Origin of the sequence: Arthrobacter sp. YAF34, from assembly GCF_052113245.1 — a bacterium.
Taxonomy (GTDB): domain Bacteria; phylum Actinomycetota; class Actinomycetes; order Actinomycetales; family Micrococcaceae; genus Arthrobacter.
The window spans coordinates 109,959-131,272 of the sequence record NZ_JBFRCV010000007.1 but is presented as its reverse complement, the minus strand read 5'-3'; the positions used below and the strand labels follow the sequence as shown (position 1 = coordinate 131,272).

23 protein-coding genes and 1 tRNA gene are annotated in these 21,314 nt (G+C 68.6%); 11 read left to right on the top strand and 13 right to left on the bottom strand.

Annotated features, from left to right (window positions below; translation table 11 throughout):
• Positions 1-62 precede the first annotated feature (62 nt).
• Positions 63-139 (top strand) — tRNA-Pro (locus AB4Y72_RS10605).
• 171 nt (positions 140-310) lie between these two features.
• Here the strand turns inward: AB4Y72_RS10605 and AB4Y72_RS10600 are convergent.
• Complete coding sequence (locus tag AB4Y72_RS10600; RefSeq protein ID WP_441426122.1) at positions 311-529, bottom strand: hypothetical protein; 219 nt, start codon at positions 527-529, stop codon at positions 311-313.
• A gap of 130 nt (positions 530-659) precedes the next feature.
• On the opposite strand from AB4Y72_RS10600, the gene AB4Y72_RS10595 reads away from it, so the two are divergent.
• Entirely contained in the window at positions 660-1,925 is a 1,266-nt protein-coding gene (locus AB4Y72_RS10595; RefSeq protein WP_441426121.1) for a helix-turn-helix domain-containing protein, read from the top strand.
• 96 nt (positions 1,926-2,021) lie between these two features.
• Here the strand turns inward: AB4Y72_RS10595 and AB4Y72_RS10590 are convergent, their stop codons facing one another.
• Both AB4Y72_RS10590 and purD read right to left on the bottom strand, forming a co-directional pair.
• Positions 2,022-3,008 carry a phosphoribosylaminoimidazolesuccinocarboxamide synthase gene (locus tag AB4Y72_RS10590; RefSeq protein WP_441426120.1) on the bottom strand — a complete coding sequence of 329 codons (987 nt, stop codon included), beginning with the start codon at positions 3,006-3,008 and terminating at the stop codon, positions 2,022-2,024.
• A gap of 2 nt (positions 3,009-3,010) precedes the next feature.
• Positions 3,011-4,321, bottom strand: a complete 1,311-nt coding sequence (purD, locus tag AB4Y72_RS10585; protein ID WP_441426119.1) for a phosphoribosylamine--glycine ligase — start codon at positions 4,319-4,321, stop codon at positions 3,011-3,013.
• A 131-nt stretch (positions 4,322-4,452) separates the two neighbouring features.
• Between purD and AB4Y72_RS10580 the strand changes: the two genes are divergently transcribed.
• Genes AB4Y72_RS10580 through AB4Y72_RS10570 form a run of 3 tightly spaced genes read left to right on the top strand, consistent with a single transcriptional unit; the run spans position 4,453 to position 7,517 of the window.
• Complete coding sequence (locus AB4Y72_RS10580) at positions 4,453-6,042, top strand: molybdopterin-dependent oxidoreductase (RefSeq protein WP_441426118.1); 1,590 nt, start codon at positions 4,453-4,455, stop codon at positions 6,040-6,042.
• Between the two features lie 36 nt (positions 6,043-6,078).
• The gene (locus AB4Y72_RS10575) at positions 6,079-7,095 is read left to right on the top strand and encodes an asparaginase (protein WP_441426117.1); all 1,017 of its coding nucleotides are present in this window, start codon (positions 6,079-6,081) and stop codon (positions 7,093-7,095) included.
• A gap of 17 nt (positions 7,096-7,112) precedes the next feature.
• Complete coding sequence (locus AB4Y72_RS10570; RefSeq protein WP_441426116.1) at positions 7,113-7,517, top strand: sterol carrier family protein; 405 nt, start codon at positions 7,113-7,115, stop codon at positions 7,515-7,517.
• A 27-nt stretch (positions 7,518-7,544) separates the two neighbouring features.
• Here the strand turns inward: AB4Y72_RS10570 and AB4Y72_RS10565 are convergent, their stop codons facing one another.
• The 3 genes from AB4Y72_RS10565 to AB4Y72_RS10555 form a co-directional block, all read right to left on the bottom strand.
• Entirely contained in the window at positions 7,545-8,306 is a 762-nt protein-coding gene (locus tag AB4Y72_RS10565; RefSeq protein ID WP_441426115.1) for an SDR family oxidoreductase, read from the bottom strand.
• Between the two features lie 100 nt (positions 8,307-8,406).
• Complete coding sequence (locus tag AB4Y72_RS10560) at positions 8,407-8,715, bottom strand: hypothetical protein (RefSeq protein WP_441426114.1); 309 nt, start codon at positions 8,713-8,715, stop codon at positions 8,407-8,409.
• A gap of 214 nt (positions 8,716-8,929) precedes the next feature.
• Positions 8,930-10,783 carry a glycoside hydrolase family 15 protein gene (locus tag AB4Y72_RS10555; RefSeq protein WP_441426113.1) on the bottom strand — a complete coding sequence of 618 codons (1,854 nt, stop codon included), beginning with the start codon at positions 10,781-10,783 and terminating at the stop codon, positions 8,930-8,932.
• 96 nt (positions 10,784-10,879) lie between these two features.
• Between AB4Y72_RS10555 and AB4Y72_RS10550 the strand changes: the two genes are divergently transcribed.
• Genes AB4Y72_RS10550 through AB4Y72_RS10540 form a run of 3 tightly spaced genes read left to right on the top strand, consistent with a single transcriptional unit; the run spans position 10,880 to position 13,685 of the window.
• A complete protein-coding gene (locus AB4Y72_RS10550) occupies positions 10,880-11,761 on the top strand; it encodes an aldo/keto reductase (RefSeq protein WP_441426112.1) in 882 nt (293 codons plus the stop codon).
• A 36-nt stretch (positions 11,762-11,797) separates the two neighbouring features.
• Positions 11,798-12,568, top strand: a complete 771-nt coding sequence (locus AB4Y72_RS10545) for a DUF72 domain-containing protein (RefSeq protein ID WP_441426111.1) — start codon at positions 11,798-11,800, stop codon at positions 12,566-12,568.
• A 49-nt stretch (positions 12,569-12,617) separates the two neighbouring features.
• Positions 12,618-13,685 (top strand): App1 family protein, encoded by a 1,068-nt coding sequence (locus AB4Y72_RS10540; RefSeq protein ID WP_441426110.1) that lies wholly within the window; start codon positions 12,618-12,620, stop codon positions 13,683-13,685.
• On the opposite strand, the gene AB4Y72_RS10535 is transcribed toward AB4Y72_RS10540, so the two are convergent.
• Positions 13,682-15,142: a GH1 family beta-glucosidase gene (locus AB4Y72_RS10535; protein ID WP_441426109.1), complete on the bottom strand. Its 1,461-nt coding sequence runs from the start codon at positions 15,140-15,142 to the stop codon at positions 13,682-13,684. The two genes, AB4Y72_RS10540 and AB4Y72_RS10535, sit on opposite strands and share 4 nt — an antisense overlap.
• A 122-nt stretch (positions 15,143-15,264) precedes the next feature.
• Between AB4Y72_RS10535 and AB4Y72_RS10530 the strand changes: the two genes are divergently transcribed.
• Complete coding sequence (locus AB4Y72_RS10530; protein ID WP_441426108.1) at positions 15,265-15,843, top strand: TspO/MBR family protein; 579 nt, start codon at positions 15,265-15,267, stop codon at positions 15,841-15,843.
• Between the two features lie 18 nt (positions 15,844-15,861).
• On the opposite strand, the gene AB4Y72_RS10525 is transcribed toward AB4Y72_RS10530, so the two are convergent.
• The 3 genes from AB4Y72_RS10525 to AB4Y72_RS10515 form a co-directional block, all read right to left on the bottom strand.
• Positions 15,862-16,251 carry a hypothetical protein gene (locus AB4Y72_RS10525; RefSeq protein WP_441426107.1) on the bottom strand — a complete coding sequence of 130 codons (390 nt, stop codon included), beginning with the start codon at positions 16,249-16,251 and terminating at the stop codon, positions 15,862-15,864.
• 66 nt (positions 16,252-16,317) lie between these two features.
• Positions 16,318-16,749 (bottom strand): J domain-containing protein, encoded by a 432-nt coding sequence (locus AB4Y72_RS10520; protein ID WP_441426106.1) that lies wholly within the window; start codon positions 16,747-16,749, stop codon positions 16,318-16,320.
• Positions 16,750-16,814: 65 nt separating this feature from the next.
• Positions 16,815-17,243, bottom strand: coding sequence for an Hsp20/alpha crystallin family protein (locus AB4Y72_RS10515; RefSeq protein ID WP_441426105.1), 429 nt, complete (start codon positions 17,241-17,243; stop codon positions 16,815-16,817).
• A gap of 152 nt (positions 17,244-17,395) precedes the next feature.
• On the opposite strand from AB4Y72_RS10515, the gene AB4Y72_RS10510 reads away from it, so the two are divergent.
• Complete coding sequence (locus tag AB4Y72_RS10510) at positions 17,396-17,683, top strand: MerR family transcriptional regulator (protein ID WP_441426104.1); 288 nt, start codon at positions 17,396-17,398, stop codon at positions 17,681-17,683.
• Between the two features lie 55 nt (positions 17,684-17,738).
• Here the strand turns inward: AB4Y72_RS10510 and AB4Y72_RS10505 are convergent, their stop codons facing one another.
• Positions 17,739-18,521 (bottom strand): phosphatase PAP2 family protein, encoded by a 783-nt coding sequence (locus AB4Y72_RS10505; RefSeq protein ID WP_441426103.1) that lies wholly within the window; start codon positions 18,519-18,521, stop codon positions 17,739-17,741.
• Between the two features lie 427 nt (positions 18,522-18,948).
• Here AB4Y72_RS10505 and AB4Y72_RS10500 point away from each other — a divergent pair, with 427 nt between their 5' ends.
• The gene (locus AB4Y72_RS10500; protein WP_441426102.1) at positions 18,949-19,158 is read left to right on the top strand and encodes a hypothetical protein; all 210 of its coding nucleotides are present in this window, start codon (positions 18,949-18,951) and stop codon (positions 19,156-19,158) included.
• Between the two features lie 138 nt (positions 19,159-19,296).
• Here the strand turns inward: AB4Y72_RS10500 and AB4Y72_RS10495 are convergent, their stop codons facing one another.
• Both AB4Y72_RS10495 and AB4Y72_RS10490 read right to left on the bottom strand, forming a co-directional pair.
• On the bottom strand, positions 19,297-20,328 hold the full coding sequence (locus AB4Y72_RS10495; RefSeq protein WP_441426101.1) for an aldo/keto reductase: 1,032 nt from the start codon (positions 20,326-20,328) through the stop codon (positions 19,297-19,299).
• 51 nt (positions 20,329-20,379) lie between these two features.
• Positions 20,380-21,252, bottom strand: a complete 873-nt coding sequence (locus AB4Y72_RS10490) for an NAD-dependent epimerase/dehydratase family protein (RefSeq protein ID WP_441426100.1) — start codon at positions 21,250-21,252, stop codon at positions 20,380-20,382.
• Between the last annotated feature and the right edge of the window lie 62 nt (positions 21,253-21,314).

The following is a 21,314-nucleotide window of genomic DNA, read 5'->3' as shown; positions in this document are numbered from 1 at the left end:
CCGATTTCGCATCCGGGCCCATGATCGGATACTCTTGTGAAGTTGCTTTTGAAGCAACGGATCGGGATGTGGCGCAGCTTGGTAGCGCGCGTCGTTCGGGACGACGAGGTCGCAGGTTCAAATCCTGTCATCCCGACCAATATGAAGAGGACCCTCCCCGCGGAGGGTCCTCTTTTGCTTACTCCGGCCGGTCCGATGGAGGCCGCGCCCCGGGCGCACTACGGCCCCGGCAAAAATCTGCCGGGGCCGTGGTGGATAGTCGTGACGCGGGTGCCGGCGCCTGGTGCGCGGCATCCGCCGTATCGGTCTGCTACATCGGGTCGGGCCAGTTGCCGACGTTGAGCGAGTGCATCATGGGGTCGGGCCAGTTGCCCACCGCCTGGGCCGTGCGCATGGGATCGGGCCAGTTGCCGACGGCGGCAACGTGTGAGGCGTCGGTCAGTGAAGCAGCGGACAGCACGGCCGGGGCCGCGGCGGAAAATGCCAGTGCGCCCGCCAAGACGGCGCCGGCTGCAATCTTCTTCAACATAGAGTTCCTCAATATGCGTTGGGGTCCTTAACCAAGTCAGTACTACCCTTGTTGACACACATTGTAAAATGGTTTCCACAGAGACTGTCAAGCATTTAGTACAAAGAATGTCCGGAATTAGGAGGTATCCGTGGGGAACGGATTTGGGGAGAAGCTCCGCGCGGAACGGCTCGAGCGGGGCCTTACGCAGGCGGAGCTGGGCCGGGACCTGTACTCCCCCAGCTACATTTCTCTGCTGGAAACCGGACGCCGCGAGCCCACCGCGGATGTCATCGAGGAGCTGGCCCACCGGCTCGAACTGGCCCCCAAAGCGCTCGAGGCGTGGAGCCAGCCGGTGTCCGTCAGCGACGCCGAATATGTTCTCGCCGGACTGTATGCCCGCCAGGCGTGGGACCTCCGGGACTACCCGGTGGCCGCCGCCCACGCCGCCGCCGCCGCCAAGATCGCCCTGGAGGCCAAGAACACCAGCGCGTGGTGGAACATGACCTACATGCAGGCCGAGTGCCTGATCAAGCAGGGGCTCTGGCAAGAGTGCAAGGACGTCGTGCAGAATCTCCTGGAGCACCCGATGGCCGCCGAGTCCGCCGGCCTCGGCGTCCGGGCCGAACAGATGCTCGCCGCGGCCTCGCAGGGCCAGGGCCAGCTGACCGCAGCCGTCGAGCATGCCCAGGAAGCCGTACGGCTTTGCGCCGGGCTGCCCAAGGGCTCCACCATGATCATCGGTGCCCTGCGGGCCCTCATCGGCGCGCTGGCCGAGAGCGGCCGGCTGGACGAGGCGTGGGAATACTGCCAGGCCATGAACGAGCAGATGGATGACCACTCCATGTCCCAGCTTGCCGGCGAGGTGGCCTGGGTGATCGGCAATGTCGCCTTCATGCGCCACGACTACCCCGAGGGGATCAAGTACCACGAGCGGGCCGGCCGGCTGCTCTCCCCTGCCAACGACATCGACCTGTGGGCCCGGTTCAACAAGGCCTCCGCGGCCGTGCGCCTGTCCTCGGGCATCGTCGAACCCGAAACCCTGTCGTCGATCGAACGCGCCGAACTGGCCCTGTCGATTGTGGGCGGCAACAAGACGGACCAGCTGGAGGTCGCCTTCATCCGGGCCCGCTGGCTCTACCTCACCGGGGACATCGTGGCGGCCGTGCAGAAGCTGCGCGAGATCCACGCGGAGCGCGAATCTCTGGCCCGGCACACGGCAGGGGAGGTCTCGCTGCTCCTGGGCAAGGCGCTCAAGGCCGCCGGGGAGTCCGCCGAGGCGCTGGTCTACCTCGACGAAGCCCAGAAGGAGTTCAGCGCGGCGGGAGCCTCGGACCGGGTCCAGCAGGCCCTGGATGCCGTGCTGGAGATCAAGCTCGCCCAGCGGCGGGCCGAGGCCGCCTCCACCGACGCCTAGCCCGGGGGCGGCCCGGCAGCGCTGCGCAGGCAGGACATCCGGCGCCGCCGGACTCAAGCCGCCGGGTTCCGCCGCGCCGCCAGACTTCGCTCCGGTCTAGACGAACGTCCGGCCGGTGAGCAACTCGAAAGCCTCCACGTAGCGGCTGCGCGTGCGCGCCACGACGTCGGCCGGCAGCGCCGGCGGGGGCGTGTCGGAGGCCTTGTCCCAGCCGGATTCCGGCGAGGTCAGCCAGTCGCGCACATACTGCTTGTCGTAGGACGGCTGCGCCTGCCCGGGCCGGTACGTGGCCGCATCCCAGAAGCGCGAGGAATCCGGGGTCAGCACCTCGTCTCCCAGGGTGATCACGCCGCTCGCCGCGTCGACGCCGAATTCCACCTTCGTGTCCGCCAGGACGATGCCGCGGTCGCGGGCGATTGCCTCGGCGCGGGTGTAGATCTCCAGGGTGAGCTCGCGCAGCCGCGCCGCGACGTCCTCTCCCACGAGGCCAACGACGGCGTCGTAGGTGATGTTCTCGTCGTGCTCGCCCACCTCGGCCTTGGCCGAGGGGGTGAAGATGGCGTCCTCCAGCCGTGACCCGTCGACGAGGCCGGCGGGCAGCGGGATGCTGCACACGGTGCCGGACTCGCGGTACTCCAGGAGCCCGGAGCCGGTGAGGTAGCCGCGGGCGATGCATTCGACCGGGAACATGTCCAGTTTCTTGCAGATCATGGCCCGGCCCTCGACGGCGGCGGGAACCCCGCCGTCGACCGTGGAGGCCAGGACGTGATGGGCGACGCCAAGCTGTTCGAACCACCACAGGCTCAGCTGGGTCAGGATGCGTCCCTTGTCCGGGATCTCACTGGCCAGCACGTGGTCATAGGCGCTGATGCGGTCGCTGGCCACCACCAGGACGCAGTCCTGGCCGATGCGTTCCGTGATGGCCGCGTCGGCGGGGACGTAAAGGTCGCGGACCTTGCCGGAGTAGACGTGCCGCCAGCCCGGGAGGTCCTGCGTGGCGGTGTCCAGGCCGCCCTTGGCCTTGGTGTCGGGCGTGGCGCCGGGCTGTGCGGTGCCGGAGGTCGGGGCTGCGGGATCTGTCATGTTCAGGCCTTCGCCTTCGACGCGGCCGGGGCGCCCGGCACCGTCACGTGGATTTGACCGCGGGCGGCCTTGCGGCCGATGTCCGTGCGGAACTGGCTGCCGTCAAGCTGGACAAGCTCGACGCCGTCGTACGCCCGTTCCCGGGCTTCCACCAGATCGGTGCCCAGCGCCACGACGGCGAGGACGCGGCCGCCGGCGGAGACCACCCGGCCTTCGTCGTCGAGCTTCGTGCCGGCGTGGATCACGTGGACTCCGTCCAGCGCGTCGACCTTCTTCAGGCCCCGGATGCGGTCGCCCGTCCGCGGCGTGTCCGGGTAGTTTTCGGCGGCCACGACGACGGCGACGGCCGTGTCCTTGGACCAGCGCAGCGGCTGCGCCTTGTCCAGTTCGCCCTTGGCGGCGGCCATGAGCAGCCCGCCGAGGGGGGTCTTGAGCCGGGCCAGGACGGCCTGGGTTTCGGGATCGCCGAACCGGACGTTGAATTCGATGACCCGGGTGCCGCGCGAGGTCAGTGCGAGGCCGACGAACAGGACGCCGACGAAAGGCGTGCCGCGGTGGGCCATCTGGTTGACCGTGGGCTGGGCGACGCGGTCGATCACTTCCTGGACCAGGCCTTCGGGGGCCCATTCCAGCGGGGTGTAGGCGCCCATGCCGCCGGTGTTGGGGCCTTCGTCGTTGTCGAAGATCCGCTTGAAATCCTGTGCCGGGGACAGCGCCACGGTGTTGCGGCCGTCGCAGAGGACGAACACGGAGACCTCGGGCCCGTCCAGGAATTCCTCGATGACCACGGTGCCGCCCGCGTCGAAGCAGCTCTGCGCGTGGGCCAGCGCCGCGTCCCGGTTGGAGGTGACGACGACGCCCTTGCCGGCGGCAAGCCCGTCATCCTTGACGACATAGGGGGCGCCGAAGGTGTCGAGGGCGTCGGCGGCTTCCCCGGCGTTGGAGGCGACGCGGGCCATGGCGGTGGGAACGCCTGCCTCGGCCATGACTTCCTTGGCGAAGGCCTTGGACGCTTCGAGCTGGGCCGCGGCCTTGCTGGGGCCAAAGACCGGAATGCCGGCGGCACGGACGGCATCGGACACGCCGGCGGCGAGGGGCGCCTCGGGCCCGACCACCACCAGGTCCACGCTGAGCTTGACGGCGAGCGCGGCGACGGCGTCGGGATCGTTAGCGTCGATCGGATAGGTGGGGACGAGCGCGCTGATGCCGGCGTTGCCCGGGGCCGCGTGGACCTCGGAAACGTTGGGGTCTGCAAGCAAGGAGCGGACAATGGCGTGTTCGCGGCCGCCGGGGCCGATGACAAGTACCTTCACAGTCTCCAAGGGTACGTGGTGCACCCGGCAGGCTCCTAAGCTGTGTCGGCCGCCGGGCATGCTCCCCCGGGCGCGGGGAGTAAGTCCACTCGCCGGACAATCCGCCAGCCCCGTGGCAACGAATGGCCTGTATGAACAAGCCCAGCATGAAGTCCAGCAAGCGGTCCCGCGGCGCCACAGCCCTGGCCGCGGTGGCCGGTGTGGCCGCCGCCGCCGTCGTCCTGTCCGTCGCGGAACTGATCGGCGCGTTCTTCACCACGCGGGCGACGCCCCTGATTGCGCTGGGCTCGACGTTCATCGACTTCACGCCGCTGTGGATGAAGAACTTCGCCGTTGAAACGTTCGGCACCAACGACAAGGCGGCGCTCTTCGTCGGCATGGCCGTCACGATACTGCTCCTCGCGTGCGTGCTCGGCATCGTGGCCTACCGGAAATGGGCGCTGGGCGTGGCCGGCGTGCTGCTGATGGGCGCGGTGATCGTTGGCAGCGTCGTAACGCGGGCCAGCGTCAAGCCAATCGATGCCGTGCCCTCCCTGATCGGCACCATCGCGGGGCTCGTGGTGCTGCGGCTCCTGGTCTCCCGGCTGTGGCGGATGCAGGAGTGGCCGGACCGGGCGGCGGACCTCGCCGCCAAGGAACCCGAGCGTCCGGCGACCACCCGGCGCGGGTTCTTCGCCGCCGCCGGCATCACCGCGGCTGCCTCGGCCGTTGCCGCGACCGGGGGCCGGATGCTCAGCGCCGCCCGCAGCAACGTGGCCGCGGCTCGGGAGTCGCTGCAGCTGCCCGCCCCCGCCAAGGCCGCCGCCGCGGTCCCGGCCGGTGTGCAGTCCAAGGCTCCCGGCGTCACTCCGTGGCTGACGCCGAACAAGGACTTCTACCGGATCGACACGGCCCTTAGCGTGCCGGAGATCAATGCCCAGGACTGGGAACTGCGCATCCACGGCCTGGTGGAGCAGGAAGTCCGGCTGACCTTCCAGGACCTCCTCGACGCCAAGCTCATCGAATCCCATGTCTCCCTGACCTGCGTGTCCAACCCGGTCGGCGGCAACCTCGCCGGCAACGCCAAATGGCTGGGCATGCCCATCCGTGACGCCCTGAAGATGGCCCGGCCGAAGGAGGGCGCGGACATGGTGCTTTCGACCTCGGTCGACGGCTTCAGCGCCTCCACCCCCTTGGAGGTCCTTCAGGACGGCCGCGACGCGATGCTGGCGATCGGCATGAACGGTGAGGCCCTCCCGCTCGAACACGGCTACCCGGTGCGGATGGTGGTCCCGGGGCTGTACGGCTTCGTTTCTGCCACCAAGTGGGTCGTCGACCTGGAGGTGACCCGGTTCGCCGACAACAAGGCCTACTGGACCCAGCGCGGCTGGTCCGAGCACGGCCCGATCAAGACCATGGCGCGGGTGGAGGTGCCGAAGTCCTTCGCCAAAGTCCCGGCCGGCAAGGTCGCTATCGGCGGGACCGCGTGGGCCCAGACCCGCGGCATCACCAAGGTCGAGGTGCAGATCGACAACGGCGCCTGGACCGAGGCCGTGCTGTCGGAAGAGGCCTCCCTCATCACATGGCGGCAGTGGTCCCTGGACTGGGATGCCACGCCCGGCCCGCATTACATCAAGGTCCGCGCCACGGACGGGACCGGCGAGGTCCAAACGGACAAGCGGGCGGATCCGGTGCCGGACGGCGCCTCCGGCTGGCAGTCGGTCATGGTGACCGTGGAGTAACCGGGGTATCCGCGTCCGGCACCATAGACTTGCTGCATGGCTTTGAACCCGCATGCAACTTTCACAGTCGACTCCGCCGTCGAGCTGGCAGTCATCGAACGCAGCGGCTTCGTGGAGTCCCGCCACATCGGCTCGGCGGTGGTGCTGGCCGCGGACGGAACCGTGGTGATTGAGCTCGGCGATGTCAACGCCCCCATTTTTGCCCGGTCCACCCTCAAACCGCTGCAGGCCCTCGCCTCGATGCAGTCCGGCGTGCCCCTGCGCGGCGCCCAGGTGGCCATCGCGTGCGGCAGCCACATCGGCTCCCTGGACCACATGGATGTGGTGGAGGGCATGCTCAAGGCGGCCGGGGCCAAGGAAGACCAGTTGCAGTGCCCGGCCGACTGGCCGCAGGACGAGACCGCCCGGAACTGGCTCGTCCAGACCGAGCGCGGCAAGTCCCGGCTCGCCTTCAACTGCTCGGGCAAGCACGCCGCGTTCCTCTGGGCGTGCACCGAAAACGGTTGGGACAAGAACAGCTACCTCGAGCCCAACCACCCGCTGCAGCAGCGGATCCGCTCCGTGATCGAGGAGTACTGCGGCGAACACATCTCGCACCTGGGCATCGACGGCTGCGGCGCGCCGGTGGCTGCCGTCTCCCTGATCGGCCTGGCCCGGGCCTACTCGAAGCTGGCGAAAGCCCCGGGCGACAAGAACTCCAACGCGCGCGCCGCCACGATCGCCACGTCCATGCTGGACTATCCGTGGGCCGTCCAGGGCCGCGGACAGGCCAACACCATCGTCATGGACGAGCTCGGCATCCTCGCCAAGATCGGCGCCGAGGGCGTGCTGGTCATGGCCACCCGCCAGGGCGTCTCCGTCGCCATCAAGATGCTCGACGGTAATATCCGGGCCACCACGCTCGTCGGACTGACCCTGCTCGCCGCCTCCGGCGCCGTCGAAATCCCTGAGGTGTCCAGTGTTTTGGACAAGGTGGTGGACCCGGTCCTGGGCGGGGGCCGCCCGGTGGGCAAGATCCGGCTCGGCCGGGCCGTCGCGGCCCTGCTGGACTAGCAGGGCCGAGGCTGGAAATGGCTGTATCGCGCCGTCGAATCGCCGTGGAAGAGGGCCGCGCGGCCCTCGCCGCATGGCAGGACGCCCACCCGGCAGCCCGGCCCGCCGGGACTGGCGACACCGGGACTAGCGGCGCCGTCCCGCGCACCACAATAGCGACGGCGGTGCGTTACTCCCTGGAGGAAGTCACCGCCCGGGCCCCCGGCAACTCGGTAGAGGTGCGCGTCCCGCCGTTCGGCGTCACGCAATGCGTCGAGGGCCCGCGGCACACGCGCGGCACTCCCCCGAACGTCATCGAGTGCGACGCCGCCACCTGGTTGGCGATGGTCAGCGGGCAGCTGAACTGGGCCGACGCCGTCGCGGCCGGCAAAGTGGCGGCCTCGGGGCTGCGCGCGGACCTGTCCGCCCTCCTGCCGCTCTAGGTCTGGTCCTTCAGCCGGTCCGGGGCCTCAGCCGCGCCCGATGAACGGCATGCCGGCAGCCGTCACCACGAGGGACCCCACGTTGGCCGACGCCGGCATTCCCGCCATCAGCAGCACAGCCCGGGCCGCCTCCTGCACCGGAAAGGTCGGCTCGGCCCTGCGGCTGCCGTCCGCCTGCATGGCCCCGGAGCCGCCGCCAATCTGGTCCAGGAGATCCGTGGCGGCGTTGCCGATGTCGATCTGTCCGCAGGTGATGCCGAACCCGCGCCCGTCGAGTTCAATACTCTTGGTCAGCCCCGTGATCGCGTGCTTGGTCACCGTGTAGGCGACGGTCCGCGGCCGGGGTGAATGCGCCGCGATCGAGCCGTTGTTGATGATCCGCCCGCCTTGGGGGTTCTGGAGCTTCATGGCACGGACGGCGGCCGCGGCGCAGAGCAGGGATCCGGTGAGGTTCACCGCCACGGTCGCGTCCCAGTCCGCCAGCTCGATCTCATCCACCGAGGCCGCGGGCCCGGACACGCCGGCGTTGTTGAACAGCACGTCAACCCGTTCCCATTGCCCCAGTGCCGCGGCGAAGAGCCGCTCGACGTCGGCGGCCACGGTGACATCGCACGGGACTGCGAGCGCCTGGCGGTGCCCGGCCGCCGTTTCAAGGAGCGGTTCCTCCCGCCTTCCCGCGAGCACCACCCGGTAGCCCTCGGCCAGCATGAGCCGGGCCACCGCACGGCCGATGCCGGAGCCGGCCCCGGTAATGACGGAGACCCTTCCGGGCGTATGGTGCTGGCTCATGCGGTCCTCCTCGACGGTTGCACGGTTGCCCGGCCAGCGTACCGCCGCGAAGGGACCCGGCGGCAGTGCTTCGCCGTTGCGGGCACCGCCGCCAGGAGGATCAGTTGCGGGCGCGTGACCGCTTTCCCGCGGCCAATGAGCCGCCGGTCGCGGTCAGCGAACGCCCCGACCCGCCGAGCGGCCGCCTGATCACGCGCGGTGTCGAGCCGGGCACGGCGGTCCGGGCATCGGAGCTGCCGTCCCTGATCAGCCCGGTTCCGGCGATCTCGCGCGCCTGGGCGACCCCGGCAACGGCCGCCTTCTTGGTGGGAAACGTGACCGAGACTGCCGCCAGGTTTCCCGCCCCGTCCATCATCCGAATCCGGTAGCCGCCCTCGGGCGCGTCCACGAGCTCAAAATATCCCGCCATTGCACAGTCCTCGTTTCCTGTATCCCCCGCCTTAATATTAGTAAGTATACTTACTTGGCGTCGGGCGGGGAAGCGCGGCAGATCCAGCCGGCGCCCTGGCGGCTCCCGGCAGCGCCCCCCAGAACAGGTGCACAGGTCTCACCACCGGGCTTCATCACGGGACTCGATCACGCGGCGAGACGAACTCGCGGTCCAGTCGCGGTCTAGTCGCCGTCTAAGAGTGTGGAGCGGCGCCGTGCGCCGGGTGCCCTTCCCCGCCGGGGCGGCCCGTGACCGCACCGGAGCGCATCGGTGCATCGCTGCGGCGCACGCCGTCGTCGTGCAGTTCCAGGGCGCTCATCACGAGGGCAAAGTGGCTGAACGCCTGCGGCGTGTTGCCCAGCTGCCGGCCGGCTTCGACGCCCCACTCCTCACTCAGGAGCCCGACGTCGTTGCGCAGCGCCAGCAGGCGCTCGAACAGTTCCCGGGCCTCGTGGCGCCGGCCGGCCCCGATCAGGGCCTCCACCAGCCAGAAGGAGCAGGCCAGGAACACCCCTTCTTCGCCGGGAAGCCCGTCGTCGCTCTCCGCCGGCAGATAGCGGCGCAGGAAGCCGTCATGCGTCAGCTCCCGCTGGACCGCGTCGATGGTACCGATGATGCGCGGATCATCCGGCGGAAGGAAACCCACCCGCGGCAGCAGCAGGAGGCTCGCGTCCAGCTCGGGCCGCCCGTAGGACTGCACGAAGGTGTTGCGGTCGGCGTCGAACCCGTTGGCCATGACCTCGGCGTGGATGGTGTCCCGCAGCTCCTCCCAGCGGTCCGCGGGGCCGATCAGGCCGAAGTCCCGGACGCCCTTGACCATGCGGTCCGCCGCGACCCATGCCATCACCTTGGAGTGGGTGAAGTGGCGCTGCGGACCTCGCATTTCCCACAGGCCGTTGTCGGGCTGGCGCCAGGCTGTCTCGAGGTGTTCCATCAGGGCCACCTGCACATCCCAGGCGTCGTCGGTGTGCTTGAGGAGCGAGTTCCGTGTCAGGGACAGACAATCGAGCACCTCGCCCCAGACGTCGAGCTGGAGCTGGCCGGCCGCGCCGTTCCCGGTCCGCACCGGGGCGGAATTTTCATACCCCTTGAGCCAGGGCAGTTCGAGCTCCGGCAGCCGGCGTTCGCCGTGGAGTCCGTACATAATCTGCAGATCCGCGGGGTCCCCGGCGACGGCGCGCAGCAGCCAGTCGCGCCACGCGCCGGCTTCCTCCGTGTAGCCCGCGGAGAGCAGCGCCTGCAGCGTCAGGGTGGCGTCACGCAGCCAGCAGAAGCGGTAGTCCCAGTTCCGGGTGCCGCCGATCTCCTCGGGCAGGGAGGTGGTGACGGCGGCCACGATGCCGCCCGTGGGGGCGAAGGTCAGGGCTTTGAGGGTGATCAGGGAGCGCTGGACCGCGGCGCGGTACGGCCCGGTGACCGTGCACTTGGCAGACCAGCTGTGCCAGAACTCCTCGGTGGACGCCAGCACAGTTTCCGGGTCCACGGTGCGCGGCCGGGACAGGTGGCTGGGGCTCCACGTCAGCACGAACGGCACGCGGTCCCCCGCCGAGACGGTGAAGTCGCTGACGGTGTGCATCCGTTCGCCGCGCAAGGGCGCCTCGGTCACGAGGTAGGCGGCGTCTGGCCCGGCGACCGCGTGGATCCCATGCTCATCATGGCGGACCCACGGCACAATGTGGCCGTAGTCGAACCGCATGGCCAGTTCGCCGCGCATCCGCACGGTGCCGCGGACGCCCACGACGATCCGCACGATGTCCGCCACTTCGTCGCGCGGCGGCATGAAGTCGATGACCCGGACCTTGCCCTCGGGCAGATCCCACTCCGTCTCCAGGATGAGGGTCCCCTTGCGGTATCGGCGCCGCGTGCATTCTCCGCCGCCGGCCGGCGCGAGCAGCCAGCGACCGGCCGCGGGGGTATCGAGAAGCGCGCTGAAGCAGGCGGGGGAATCGAAGCGCGGCAGGCACAACCAGTCGATGGACCCTTCCGTGCTGATCAGGGCGGCGGTGTGCAGGTCGCCGACCATTGCGTAATCCTCGATGCGTACCATGACACTTACCCTGCCACACCGGCCCTCCGTGTTCGAGGAGGGAGCACGAAGAGGCGGCCCGGGAAGGGCATTCGAGGAAGGGACTAGGATCCATCCATGTTGAAAAGAAACTTCGGACTATCCGCCCTGCAGGTCTCCGCCCTCGGCTTCGGCGCCGGCCACATCGGCTACGACGGCGTGTCGGAGCGTCAGGCCCACGAGCTCCTGGACCGGGCGCTGGAGCTCGGAATCACCTTCATCGACACCGCCCGGGGCTACGGATTGTCCGAACAGCGCATCGGCAGCTGGCTCCCGGCGCACCGCGAAAACGTCGTCCTGTCCACGAAGGTGGGGTACGGCGTCGAGGGTGCCGCCGACTGGAGCGCCGCGGCGGTGGAAAGGGGCGTGGACGAGGCGCTGGCGACGCTCCGCACTGACGTGATCGACGTCGTCTTCCTGCACTCCTGCCCCCTTGACGTGCTGCAGCAGGGCGACGCCGTGCAGGCGCTGCTCGCCTGCGTGGCGGCCGGCAAGGTCCGGGTGCCGGGATACAGCGGCGAGAACGAGGCTCTCGCCTGGGCCGCCGAGGCCGGCGTCTTCGGCGCCGTGCAGTCCTCCGTGAACCTGGCCGACCAGCGCTCCCTCCGGGAGGTGCTGCCGGGCGCGGCACGGAATGGGCTGGGCGTGGTGGCCAAACGCCCCCTGGCCAACGCGCCGTGGCGGCATGCGGACCGCCCGGCCGGGGTGTACGGCGAGACGTACTGGGACCGGCTGCGGGAGATGGGACTGGAACCCGACGTCGATGACTGGACGGGCACGGCGCTGCGGTTTTCGGCGTACAGCCCGGGTGTGTCCACCGCGATCGTGGGAACCTCCAATCCGGCCAACCTGGAGGCTGCGGCGGCCGCCGTCGCGCGGGGGCCGTTGCCCGACGCGGAGCGGCAGCGCTGGGAGGCCGCGTTTGCCGCGCACGCCGCCGACTGGGCCGGCGAGGTCTAGGCGGGCCGGCAACGCCGGGACGCGGAGCGGCGGCGAATGGCTGACTACGAGCGGCCCAACCACACGGGCGCACTGCGGATCGGGACCTCAGGGTGGAGTTACGACCACTGGGAGGGGGTCCTCTATCCGCCAGGCCTGCCTGCCCGGGACCGGCTGGCGCACTACGCGGCCCGCTTCGACACCGTGGAGCTGAACGCGAGTTTCTACCACTGGCCCAGGGAGACCTCGTTCGCCAGCTGGCGCCGACGCCTGCCCGAAGGCTTCATGATGTCCGTCAAAGCCCCACGCGGCCTGACGCACGGCAAGAAGCTCTACGCCCCCGAGGCCTGGGTGGAGCGCATCACGCGGTGCTGGCACGAGCTCGGCGACAAGCGGGCCGTCCTGCTGGTCCAGCTCCCCCCGGACTTTGCCCGGGACGATGCCCGGCTGGACTACTTCCTGGCCGCGTTGCCCGAGTGGGTCCGCGTCAGCGTGGAGTTCCGCCACCCGAGCTGGGACGACGCCGGCGTCTACGCCCTCCTGGAGCGGCACGGCGCGGCCTACTGCGTGATGAGCGGTGCGGGGCTGCCGTGCATCCTGCGCGCCACGGCCCCGTTCGTCTACGTCCGGCTGCACGGCCCGGACCCGGACGTCCTCTACGGCGGCTCGTACTCGGATGACGACCTGCAGTGGTGGGCGGCGCGGATCGCCGAATGGCGGACGGCAGGCAAGGACGTCTTCGCGTATTTCAACAACGACGGCGGCGGCAACGCCGTCCGTAACGCCGCCACACTGCGCCGGCTGCTGGGCGAGCGCTTTCCCGGGTAAGGCCGCCGGGGTTCCGTCGGGGGTTCCGGCACTGTGAAAGAGTGGAGGCATGGAATTGGCGTCTCAACCAGCGCAGCAACTGCCCGTGTCCGGCAACAGGGCATTCCGGCTTGCCCACTGGGTGTCGGACACCGTCAACAGCCTCCGCCTCAGGACGGCCCGGCGCTGGAAGTTCGTCCCGCAGACGGTCGCCTATCAGGGCTACGGTTCTACGCAGTGGGTCCGGGTGCTGGGCCGCGCGGTCCTCACCAGCAAGCCCATCCCCGGCAGCAAGGCCGAGCGGCTTGCCCTGAACGGCAACCAGAATTTCCGCGGCTGGCGGGCCTTCACCAGCGTTCCGATCCAGTTCACCGAGGTTGAGATCGAGATCGGCGGCATTACCACCCGGGTGCACGCGGACCGCGGCGGCCTGGTGGACACCGTGGTCCCCGTTGAGCTCACCCCCGGCTGGCACACGGCCGTGCTGCGGGCGGAGGGAACCGAACCGGTCGAAGCCAGGATTTTCGTGATCGCCCCGGACACCCGGTTCGGGATCGTCTCGGACATTGATGACACCATCATGGTCACCGCCCTCCCCCGGCCTTTCCTGGCGCTCTGGAACACCTTCGTCCTGAACGAACGCGCCCGGATGGCGACGCCCGGCATGGCCGTTTTGATGGATCGGCTCATGGTGGAGCACCCGGACGCCCCCGTGATCTACCTGTCCACCGGCCCGTGGAACGCGGCGCCCACCCTGGCCCGCTTCATCACCCGGAATCTCTATCCCTCGGGCACACTGCTGCTCACGGACTGGGGCCTCACCCACGACCGCTGGTTCCGCAGCGGCCCGGAACACAAGCGGCGCAACCTTGAGCTGCTCGCCCAGGAGTTCCCTAACATGCGCTGGCTGCTGTTCGGCGACAACGGCCAGCACGATGAGGAGATCTACTCCGGTTTCAGCCAGGAGCACCCGGACCTGGTGGCCGCGATCGGGATCCGGCAGCTGTCGGCCAGCGAGGCCGTCCTCGCCGGCGGCCACTCCGATTCCGGCGACCACTCGGGATCGGGCGTCCCGTGGATTTATTCGCCCGACGGCGCCGGACTCGCCAAGGGCCTGCAGGACCTGGACCTGCTCTAGCCCGCGGCGGACGCCGCGCTCCGGGTCGCGATCACCTCCTGCAGCCAGTAGTACGAGGCCTTCGGCGTGCGCACCTGGGTGTCGAAATCGACGTGGACCAGCCCGAACGGCTGTTTGTAGCCGGCGGACCACTCGAAGTTGTCCATGAGGGACCATACGTAATAGCCGCGAAGATCCACGGACTCGGCGGCGCCGCCCGGACGGATGGCTTCCAGGGCCGTGCCGAGGTGATCCGCCAAGTACCGCACCCGGCGCTCATCCGGAATGATCCGCCGGTCCGCCGCGGCGTCCCGGACCACAATGTCCTCGAAGCTCGCGCCGCCCTCGGTGATGTACACCGGCGGCAGGTCGGGGTAGCGCTCCGCCATCTCGGCCAGGGCGACGGACATGTATTCGGGTTTGACCGGCCAGCCGTACGCGGTGGTCTCGGTATCCGGGAACGGCGCAATGTGGAACGGCGACCCTGGCGTCCCGCTGAGGTCGTCCCCCATGGCCTCCGCCATGCTGGGCGGCACGGCTCCCTCGCCCGGACCCGAAGCGACGCGGGTAGGCATGTAATAGTTCAGGCCGTAGAAATCCAAGGGCTGGGAGATCAGGTCCATGTCCTCGCTGGAGGGGCTGAACGAGGATGAAAAGAACGTCGCTGCTCGGATAACGTCGGGATACTTGCCGAGCAGCACGGGATCCGCGTAGAGCCTGTTCTGTGCCACGTCCATGAGTCCGGCGCTGAGCTTGTCCAGCGGGTTCGCGGTGGCCGGGACCATCGGCGAGTAGACGTTGGTCACGCCGATCTCTCCGCGGACCTTGGCCGCACGCAGCGCCTGCAGCGCCAGGCCGTGGCCCAGCAACTGGTGGTGCACGCTGGGCAGCGCCTTGAGCATCAGCGCTTCGCCGGGGGCGTGCATGCCCAGGGCGTAGCCGTTGGTGGTGACGGTGGCAGGCTCGTTGATCGTCACCCAGCGGTCCACGCGATCCCCGAAGGCAGCGGCGGCGATGCCGGCGAACTCGCCCAGCCGGTATGCGGTGTCCCGGTTCATCCAGCCGCCGGCCTCCTCCAGCGGCAACGGGGTGTCCCAGTGGTAGACCGTGGCCATGGGGGAAATCCCATTTTCCAGCAACAGGTCGATAAGCCGGTCATAGAAGTCCAACCCGGCCGGGTTGACAGGGCCGCTGCCGCCAGGCTGGATCCTGGGCCAGGACAGCGAGAACCGGTATGAATCGATCCCGAGGTCCTTCATCAAGGCCACGTCCTCGGGCATCCGGTGGTAGTGATCACAGGAGATGGCGGCACTCTGGTCCTCCACGATGGACCCCGGCTTCGCGGCGAAGACGTCCCACCCGGACGGACCGCGGCCGTCCACGTCGAGGGCGCCCTCGATCTGGAAGGCGGACGTCGCCACGCCCAGGGTAAAGCCGGACGGAAGAAGGGCAGCCAACTCCTTGGCGGAAGAGTTCATCGACGGGACCTTTATGTAGTTTCGGTGATGGTTGACTGATTTTAGGCCTCCCCCGGGACCGGCGCCACGAACCTCGCCGGTTTGACGCACGCCGGGGCATTGACCAGTGTTGATCCGTGCACGTGAAAATTGAACATCCCGTCGGCCGCCGGCCTTCGCCGCCGTCGGCCCGGCGCGGACCGGGCCCGCAGGGAGCGGCTCTCCTCGGCTTCCTCGCGGTTTCCCATGCAGTGGCCTACCTGGCCTCGCAGGTCATCATCGCCAACGCCGGCGGGTGGTACGCGGCGGCGGACAAGGCTCCGTGGACACCGCCGGCCTGGGCCTTCGGATCGGTCTGGATGGTGCTTTACACAGCGATGGCAGTGGCGGCGTGGTTGGTCTGGCGGCAGCGCCCCGGGCCCGACGCTGGGGTGGGCTCCGGGGTGGGCTCCGGGCAACTCAACCGCGCCATGACGGTCTACGGCATCCTGCTGCTGCTGAACCTGGCCTGGGCGCCGCTGTTCTTTGGCATGTATCCGATGATCGGCGCTGCAGCTCTCTGGCTTGCCCTCTTTATCATCGTGGCGCACGCCGTGGCCGCATCCGCAACCGCGGTCCTCTTCGGCCTCGCCAGCCGGGCCGCTGGCCTGCTCATGCTGCCCTACGTCTCGTGGATCGTGTTCTCGTGCAGCCTGAACGTCTACGCGGCCGCCAGCAACTGAGCTGGCATCCCGCGCCGCTTAGAAACCCGCAGTCTCGGGCCCGAGGAGGAAGTCCTTGGCGTGCGCCACCGCCTTCCGGAAGGCGTCGTTCCGCAGGCCCACGAGCTGTTCCGCCTCGTCCGCGGAAGGCTCCAGATACTCCGTGAAGCCAGGCCGCAGCACCCAGATATCACCCGCGGGCGGCAGGTAGAACACCCCGAAGGAACGGTGCTGGTTGTCCTCGGCCGTCCAGACCGGGACCACCGCCAGCGCCGCCCCCGTGTCGACATTGATCCATTGGGCCCGGGGCAGCGGAGCCTCGTGGGCCTCCGGATCCAGGAACGGTGCCGTGCCCTTGCCCCAGCGCTGCTCGAATCGTTCGTGGAACACCGGCATCAGGTGTGAATCGTAACGGCGCCATGCGCTCATGGATGTTCTCCTCCTAAGTGGGAGCGGCTGGCCAATCTTGTTGGCAGCTACGCCAGCCGCCTCTGCTCAAGGACCTAGATGTGGGGGCTTCTCCGGGCCGGGCAGTGGTTCCCACCGCACCGGGAGCACCCGCAGAAGCGGTTCCCGGCGCCGGATGATGCGCACCGGGATGTCACGGCCGCTTTGGTCGCCTTGGCCGCGTTGGCCGGCGCTGCCCTTCGAAGTGCCGGCGGGAACGGGCTTCCGGCGGCCGCCGGCGTCGTAGTCGGCACGGGCCCCCGGGTCCCGCAGCACGGTGAAGGCGTGCAGGATGGCGCCAACCTCGCCGGCGTCGGCGTCGGCGTCGGCGTTTCCGGCGTCGGCGTTTCCGGCGTCGGCGTCGGGATGGTGCCGGCGCATCAGCGCCCGGAAGGCACGGCCGATCTCCTGCCTGCTCGCGTCCGGAGACACGTGCAGGAGTGCGTAATAGCCGCGGGGGTCAGGGTTGTGCGAGGGCATTGTCGGGCTCCGCCAGGTGAAGCCGGGCCCGGCGCCGGCCCAGTGCTCGACGCCGGGCCCCGGGACTATTTGCCGATTTCCTGCAGGTTGTCCTGCGAACGGGTGATTTCAATCTTCCGCGGCTTGGCCTGCTCCGCCACGGGGATGCGAAGGGTCAGGACGCCGTCGGCGTAATGCGCCGTGACGTTTTCGGTGTCCAGCGTGTCACCGAGGATCAGCTGGCGGCTGAAGACGCCGCGGGGGCGCTCCGAAACCGTGAGCTCCACGTTGGGCTGGGCGGGGTCCCGCCGCTCCGCCCGGACAGTGAGGACATTGCGTTCAATATCCAGTCCGATCGAGTCAGCATCGACCCCCGGGAGGTCGAACGCGACGACGAAGACGCCGTCTTCCTGCCATGCGTCCATGGGCATGGCCGCGGGGCGTGCCACGGTCCCGAACACCTGCTGGGCGAGCCGGTCAAAATCACGGAACGGGTCCGTCCGAACTAACATCATTTCCCACTCCTTTAGCGCGAGTTGGTCGACATTTTCCTACGACTTTATGCCTACACCCACCACAAGTTTTCTATGCTGGCGGGTATAGATTTTTTATAGCACCGGTGAAACACTGATGCAAGGGAAAAGTTGCCGGAACGGGAGGAAAGACCATGGCGCCACGCAGCTCGCAGTCAGGGTTGTACGCCATCTCCGTGGTGGCGCAACTGGTCGGCACGGGGCAACAGAATATCCGGCTCTACGAGCGCCGGGGACTGCTCGCCCCGGATCGCACAGCGGGGGGCACCCGGCAGTACAGCGACGCGGACCTCGTGGCCCTGCGGCGGATCGGCGAACTCCTGGCGGAGGGCCTTAACCTGGCCGGCGTGGCCAAGGTGATGGAACTGGAGGCAGCCAATGCCAGGCTGCGCGCCGAACTCAAGCGGGCGCGCAGCCACTGACCGCGATCAGTTCCGGCAGCGGTCTCTTTTGGCCGCGGTCGTTTTCGAGGGGCGCTTAGTCCTGGCCGGCGTCGGCGGTGGACAGCGTCCCGGTGATCTGCTCGCCCTTGATCCGTGCGGTCCGCCAAGTGTCCAGCGCAATGACGGCGCCCAGAATCACGAGCGAGATCGAGAAGGCGCCCAAGGCATCGGTCAACCAGTGGTAGCCGAGGTAGAGACGGCTGACGGCGGCGAAAAAGATCCCAATGCCCGCCACAATGAAGGCGACGACGGCGGAGCGGGGGTTCGTCCGGCGCGAAAAGACCAGGTACGTGGTGACCAGCAGGAAGTCGCACGCGCCCAGGACGTGACCGGACGGGAACGAGAACGTGGTGTCGCCACCGAAGAGCATGAGGTTGATCGGAGGCCGGTGACGTTCCACGATGTGGCCGATGACCTGCGCCAGGATCACGCCGGTCAGCATGGCGCCGGCCAGGAGCATGGGCCGCCAGGCGTGCTTGGCAAGCAAGCCCCAGGCCACGGTCACGACCAGGACGATGATCGGCAGCCCGATGGGGCCGAAGACGATCGCAAGGATGATCATGATGGTGGTGGCCGGTTGGGCGCGCAGGGTCACGAGCCACGACCGGACGGGCTCGTCTGCCGCCGAGATGCCGTCATGCTGGAGGACTCCCGTCAGGATGATCACGAACAGCACGAGACCTGCGATCATCAGGCCGACGGCGGTGCGGTAGAGGTTCCGGCGCGCCGGCTCGCTCATGTATCGCTCCTCCACGACGAACTTCTCGTGGAAGGTCCGCCACCGTCCCTGCGGTTTCCCTGCTTGAGCCTCTGCCATGTCGTCATGCCGCCTTTGCGCTGTGTTGAAAATAATCTCCCCGCTGAAGATTATCCCCGTTATCTGCAGGGTCATAGGCAATCGGGCCGCACGGAACGTGCCGGGCCGAACCTCATTGCCGCCTTCGCCGTGAAAGAGGCCGAGGTGCACTTCACCGCGTTTGCCCGCACGCCACGTTGATCTGCCCTTCGGAGGAGACAGTTTGGGTCGGAGCGGACGAGACTGCCTCTCGGCAGATTTCTAGGGCCGAAGGTCCCGGATCGAATGGAAGCCGGAACGGAACCGCAGGTCAAGGGCGCACCGCCTGCCCGGCACCTCTTTTGCCGTCAAAACCGGGCCCTCAGGGGATTTGACGGGCCCACAAATATGACGTTAGTGTTCCTGCAACTATTGGGGCCAAGAAGAGACCTCCAAGAAAGACAGTGCCATGACCCACGTTACCCAGACCATCGACATCCAGGTCGACAGCCGGCAGGTCCTCGATGACCGCCTCAATGAAGCCGTTCGCGGCCTCCAGCGGCTCGCAATGACCACAGGAACCCACGGCATCCTGCTGACGCGGCACAAGCCGGGCCACTACACGGCGGCCCTGTCGGACCAGGTGCCCTTCGGCACCACCCGCGAGCTGGTGCACTAAGCCAGCGATCAACCGGACGCTGATAGCCGGACCCAAAAAAGCCAGGTCCCGGGCGGCTGAGCATCGACTCGCCGCCCGGGACCTTTTTGGTGCCGGTTCCTCCCCTGCGCCACGGTTGTCCCAGCGCGGCCCGGGACGCTAGCGGCCCCCCTCGAGCTTCCGGCTGCGCTGCTCCTGGGCCATCGGCCCGTACGGATAGACGCCGACGCGCGGCCGGCTCACCTCGGTCAGGCGCTCCGCCTCCCCCGCGGTGAGCCGGAGGTCCGCCGCCGCGAGGTTGTCCGCGAGCTGCTCGGTGGTGCGGGCGCCCAGGATCACCGAGGTGACCGCGGGCCGGTCCGCCAGCCAGGCCAGCGCGACCTGGGACGGGCTCACGCCATGCCGCCCGGCGGTTTCCTGCACCTCGGCGAGCACGTCCCAGGTGCGCGGATCGGCGTTCCGGGCCTCCCAGGCCTCCATTCCACGTTTCGGATTTTCGCCGAGCCGGGTGGCCCCTGCCGGCGGCTGGTCGCGCTGGTACTTTCCGGAGAGCCAGCCGCCACCGAGCGGCGACCACGGCAACAGGCCGATCCCGGCGTCGAGCGAGGCCGGGACGATCTCCGACTCGATCTCGCGGACCAGCAGGCTGTACTGCGGCTGCAGCGTCACGGGAGCGCTCCAGCCATGGGCCTTCGCCACGTGGACGGCCTTGGTCAGCTGCCAGCCCAGAAAGTTGGAGAAGCCGTAGTAGGCAATCTTGCCGCTGCTGACGGCGTCGTGCAGGAACCGGAGGGTCTCCTCGAGCGGCGTGACCGGGTCCCAGGCGTGCAGCTGGTAGAGATCGATCTGCTCCACGCCCAGCCGGCGCAGCGAATCATCCAGCGCGCGGACCAGGTGCCGGCGGGAAGTCCCGACGTCGTTCGGGGCCTGGCCCATCGGGAAGCGGCCCTTCGTGGCGACGACAGCCCGGTCTCGGACCTCGGTCCGGTCTGCCAACCAGCGGCCGATGATTTCCTCCGAAACCCCGGAGCTGTACACGTCCGCGGTGTCGATGAAGTTGCCGCCGGCCGCGAAGTAGTCGTCCAGGATGGCGCGGGACTGCTCCTCGGTGGCCTCGGCGCCGAAGGTCATGGTGCCCAGTGCGTAGGTGGAGACAACGGCGCCGCTGTTGCCCAGGGTGCGGTATTGCATGGAACTCCTCAGTGGTCGGGATCGGTCTGCTTGGTGGATGAGCCGGGTGCTTCAGTCTTCGGTCGGGGTGGTCCGGTTGGGGTGGTAATTCCGCCAGCTGTGCTCCGGCGCATAGCCCAGGACCCGTTTGGCCTTGTCGATCGAGAGCAGCGTCTCGTGCTCGCCCAGGTCCTTGACCACTTTGACGTCGGGGAAGACCTCGGCGGCCAGGCTGGCACTGGAACGGCTCATCACGGTGTCCTCGTTGGCGATGATGAACGCCTCGAAGCCGGGCTGGGCATGCTCCAGTGCCCGGGCCACCGCCTGCGCGCCGTCGCGGCCGTCAATGTAGCCCCAGAGGTTCCACTTGCGCAGCCTCGCGTCGTGGTCGAAAGAGGGGAACTCCTCGTAGTCCTCCGGGTCCATCACGTTGGAGAAGCGCAGGCCCGTGATGCTCAGTTCCGGGTCCCAGCGGGTCAGCTGGATGGCCATCTGCTCCTCGAGGTGTTTGACCAGGGAGTAGGTGCTTTCCGGCCGCGCCGGGTATTCCTCGTCCACCGGGATGTAGGGAGGGTCGACGTCGAACGGCAGCCCCAGCACCGTCTCGCTGGAGGCGTAGACGATCTTCTTGATCCCGGCCCGGCGGGCGGCCTGGAACACGTTGTACGTGGACTGCATGTTGTTCTCGAACGTGGCGGCATCGGGCGCGTGCCCCGGGGCGGGAATCGCGGCCAGATGCACGACGGCGTCGAAGCCGGCATGGCGGTCCTCCAGGCCCAGGAGCACATCCACCGCCTGGCCGTAGTTGCGCAGGTCCACTTCCGTGAACCCGCGGCCGCGTGCGCCCGTCCGGTCCAGGTTGGTCACCTCGTGGCCGTCGTCACTGAGCCGCCGCACGACGCTCCGTCCCAGTTTTCCGCTTCCTCCGGTAACAGCAACTCTCATCAGGATCTCCTCGGTTGGCAGGCTCTGCGGACCGTCATGGTCCGGCAGGTGGTCCGGTGGCG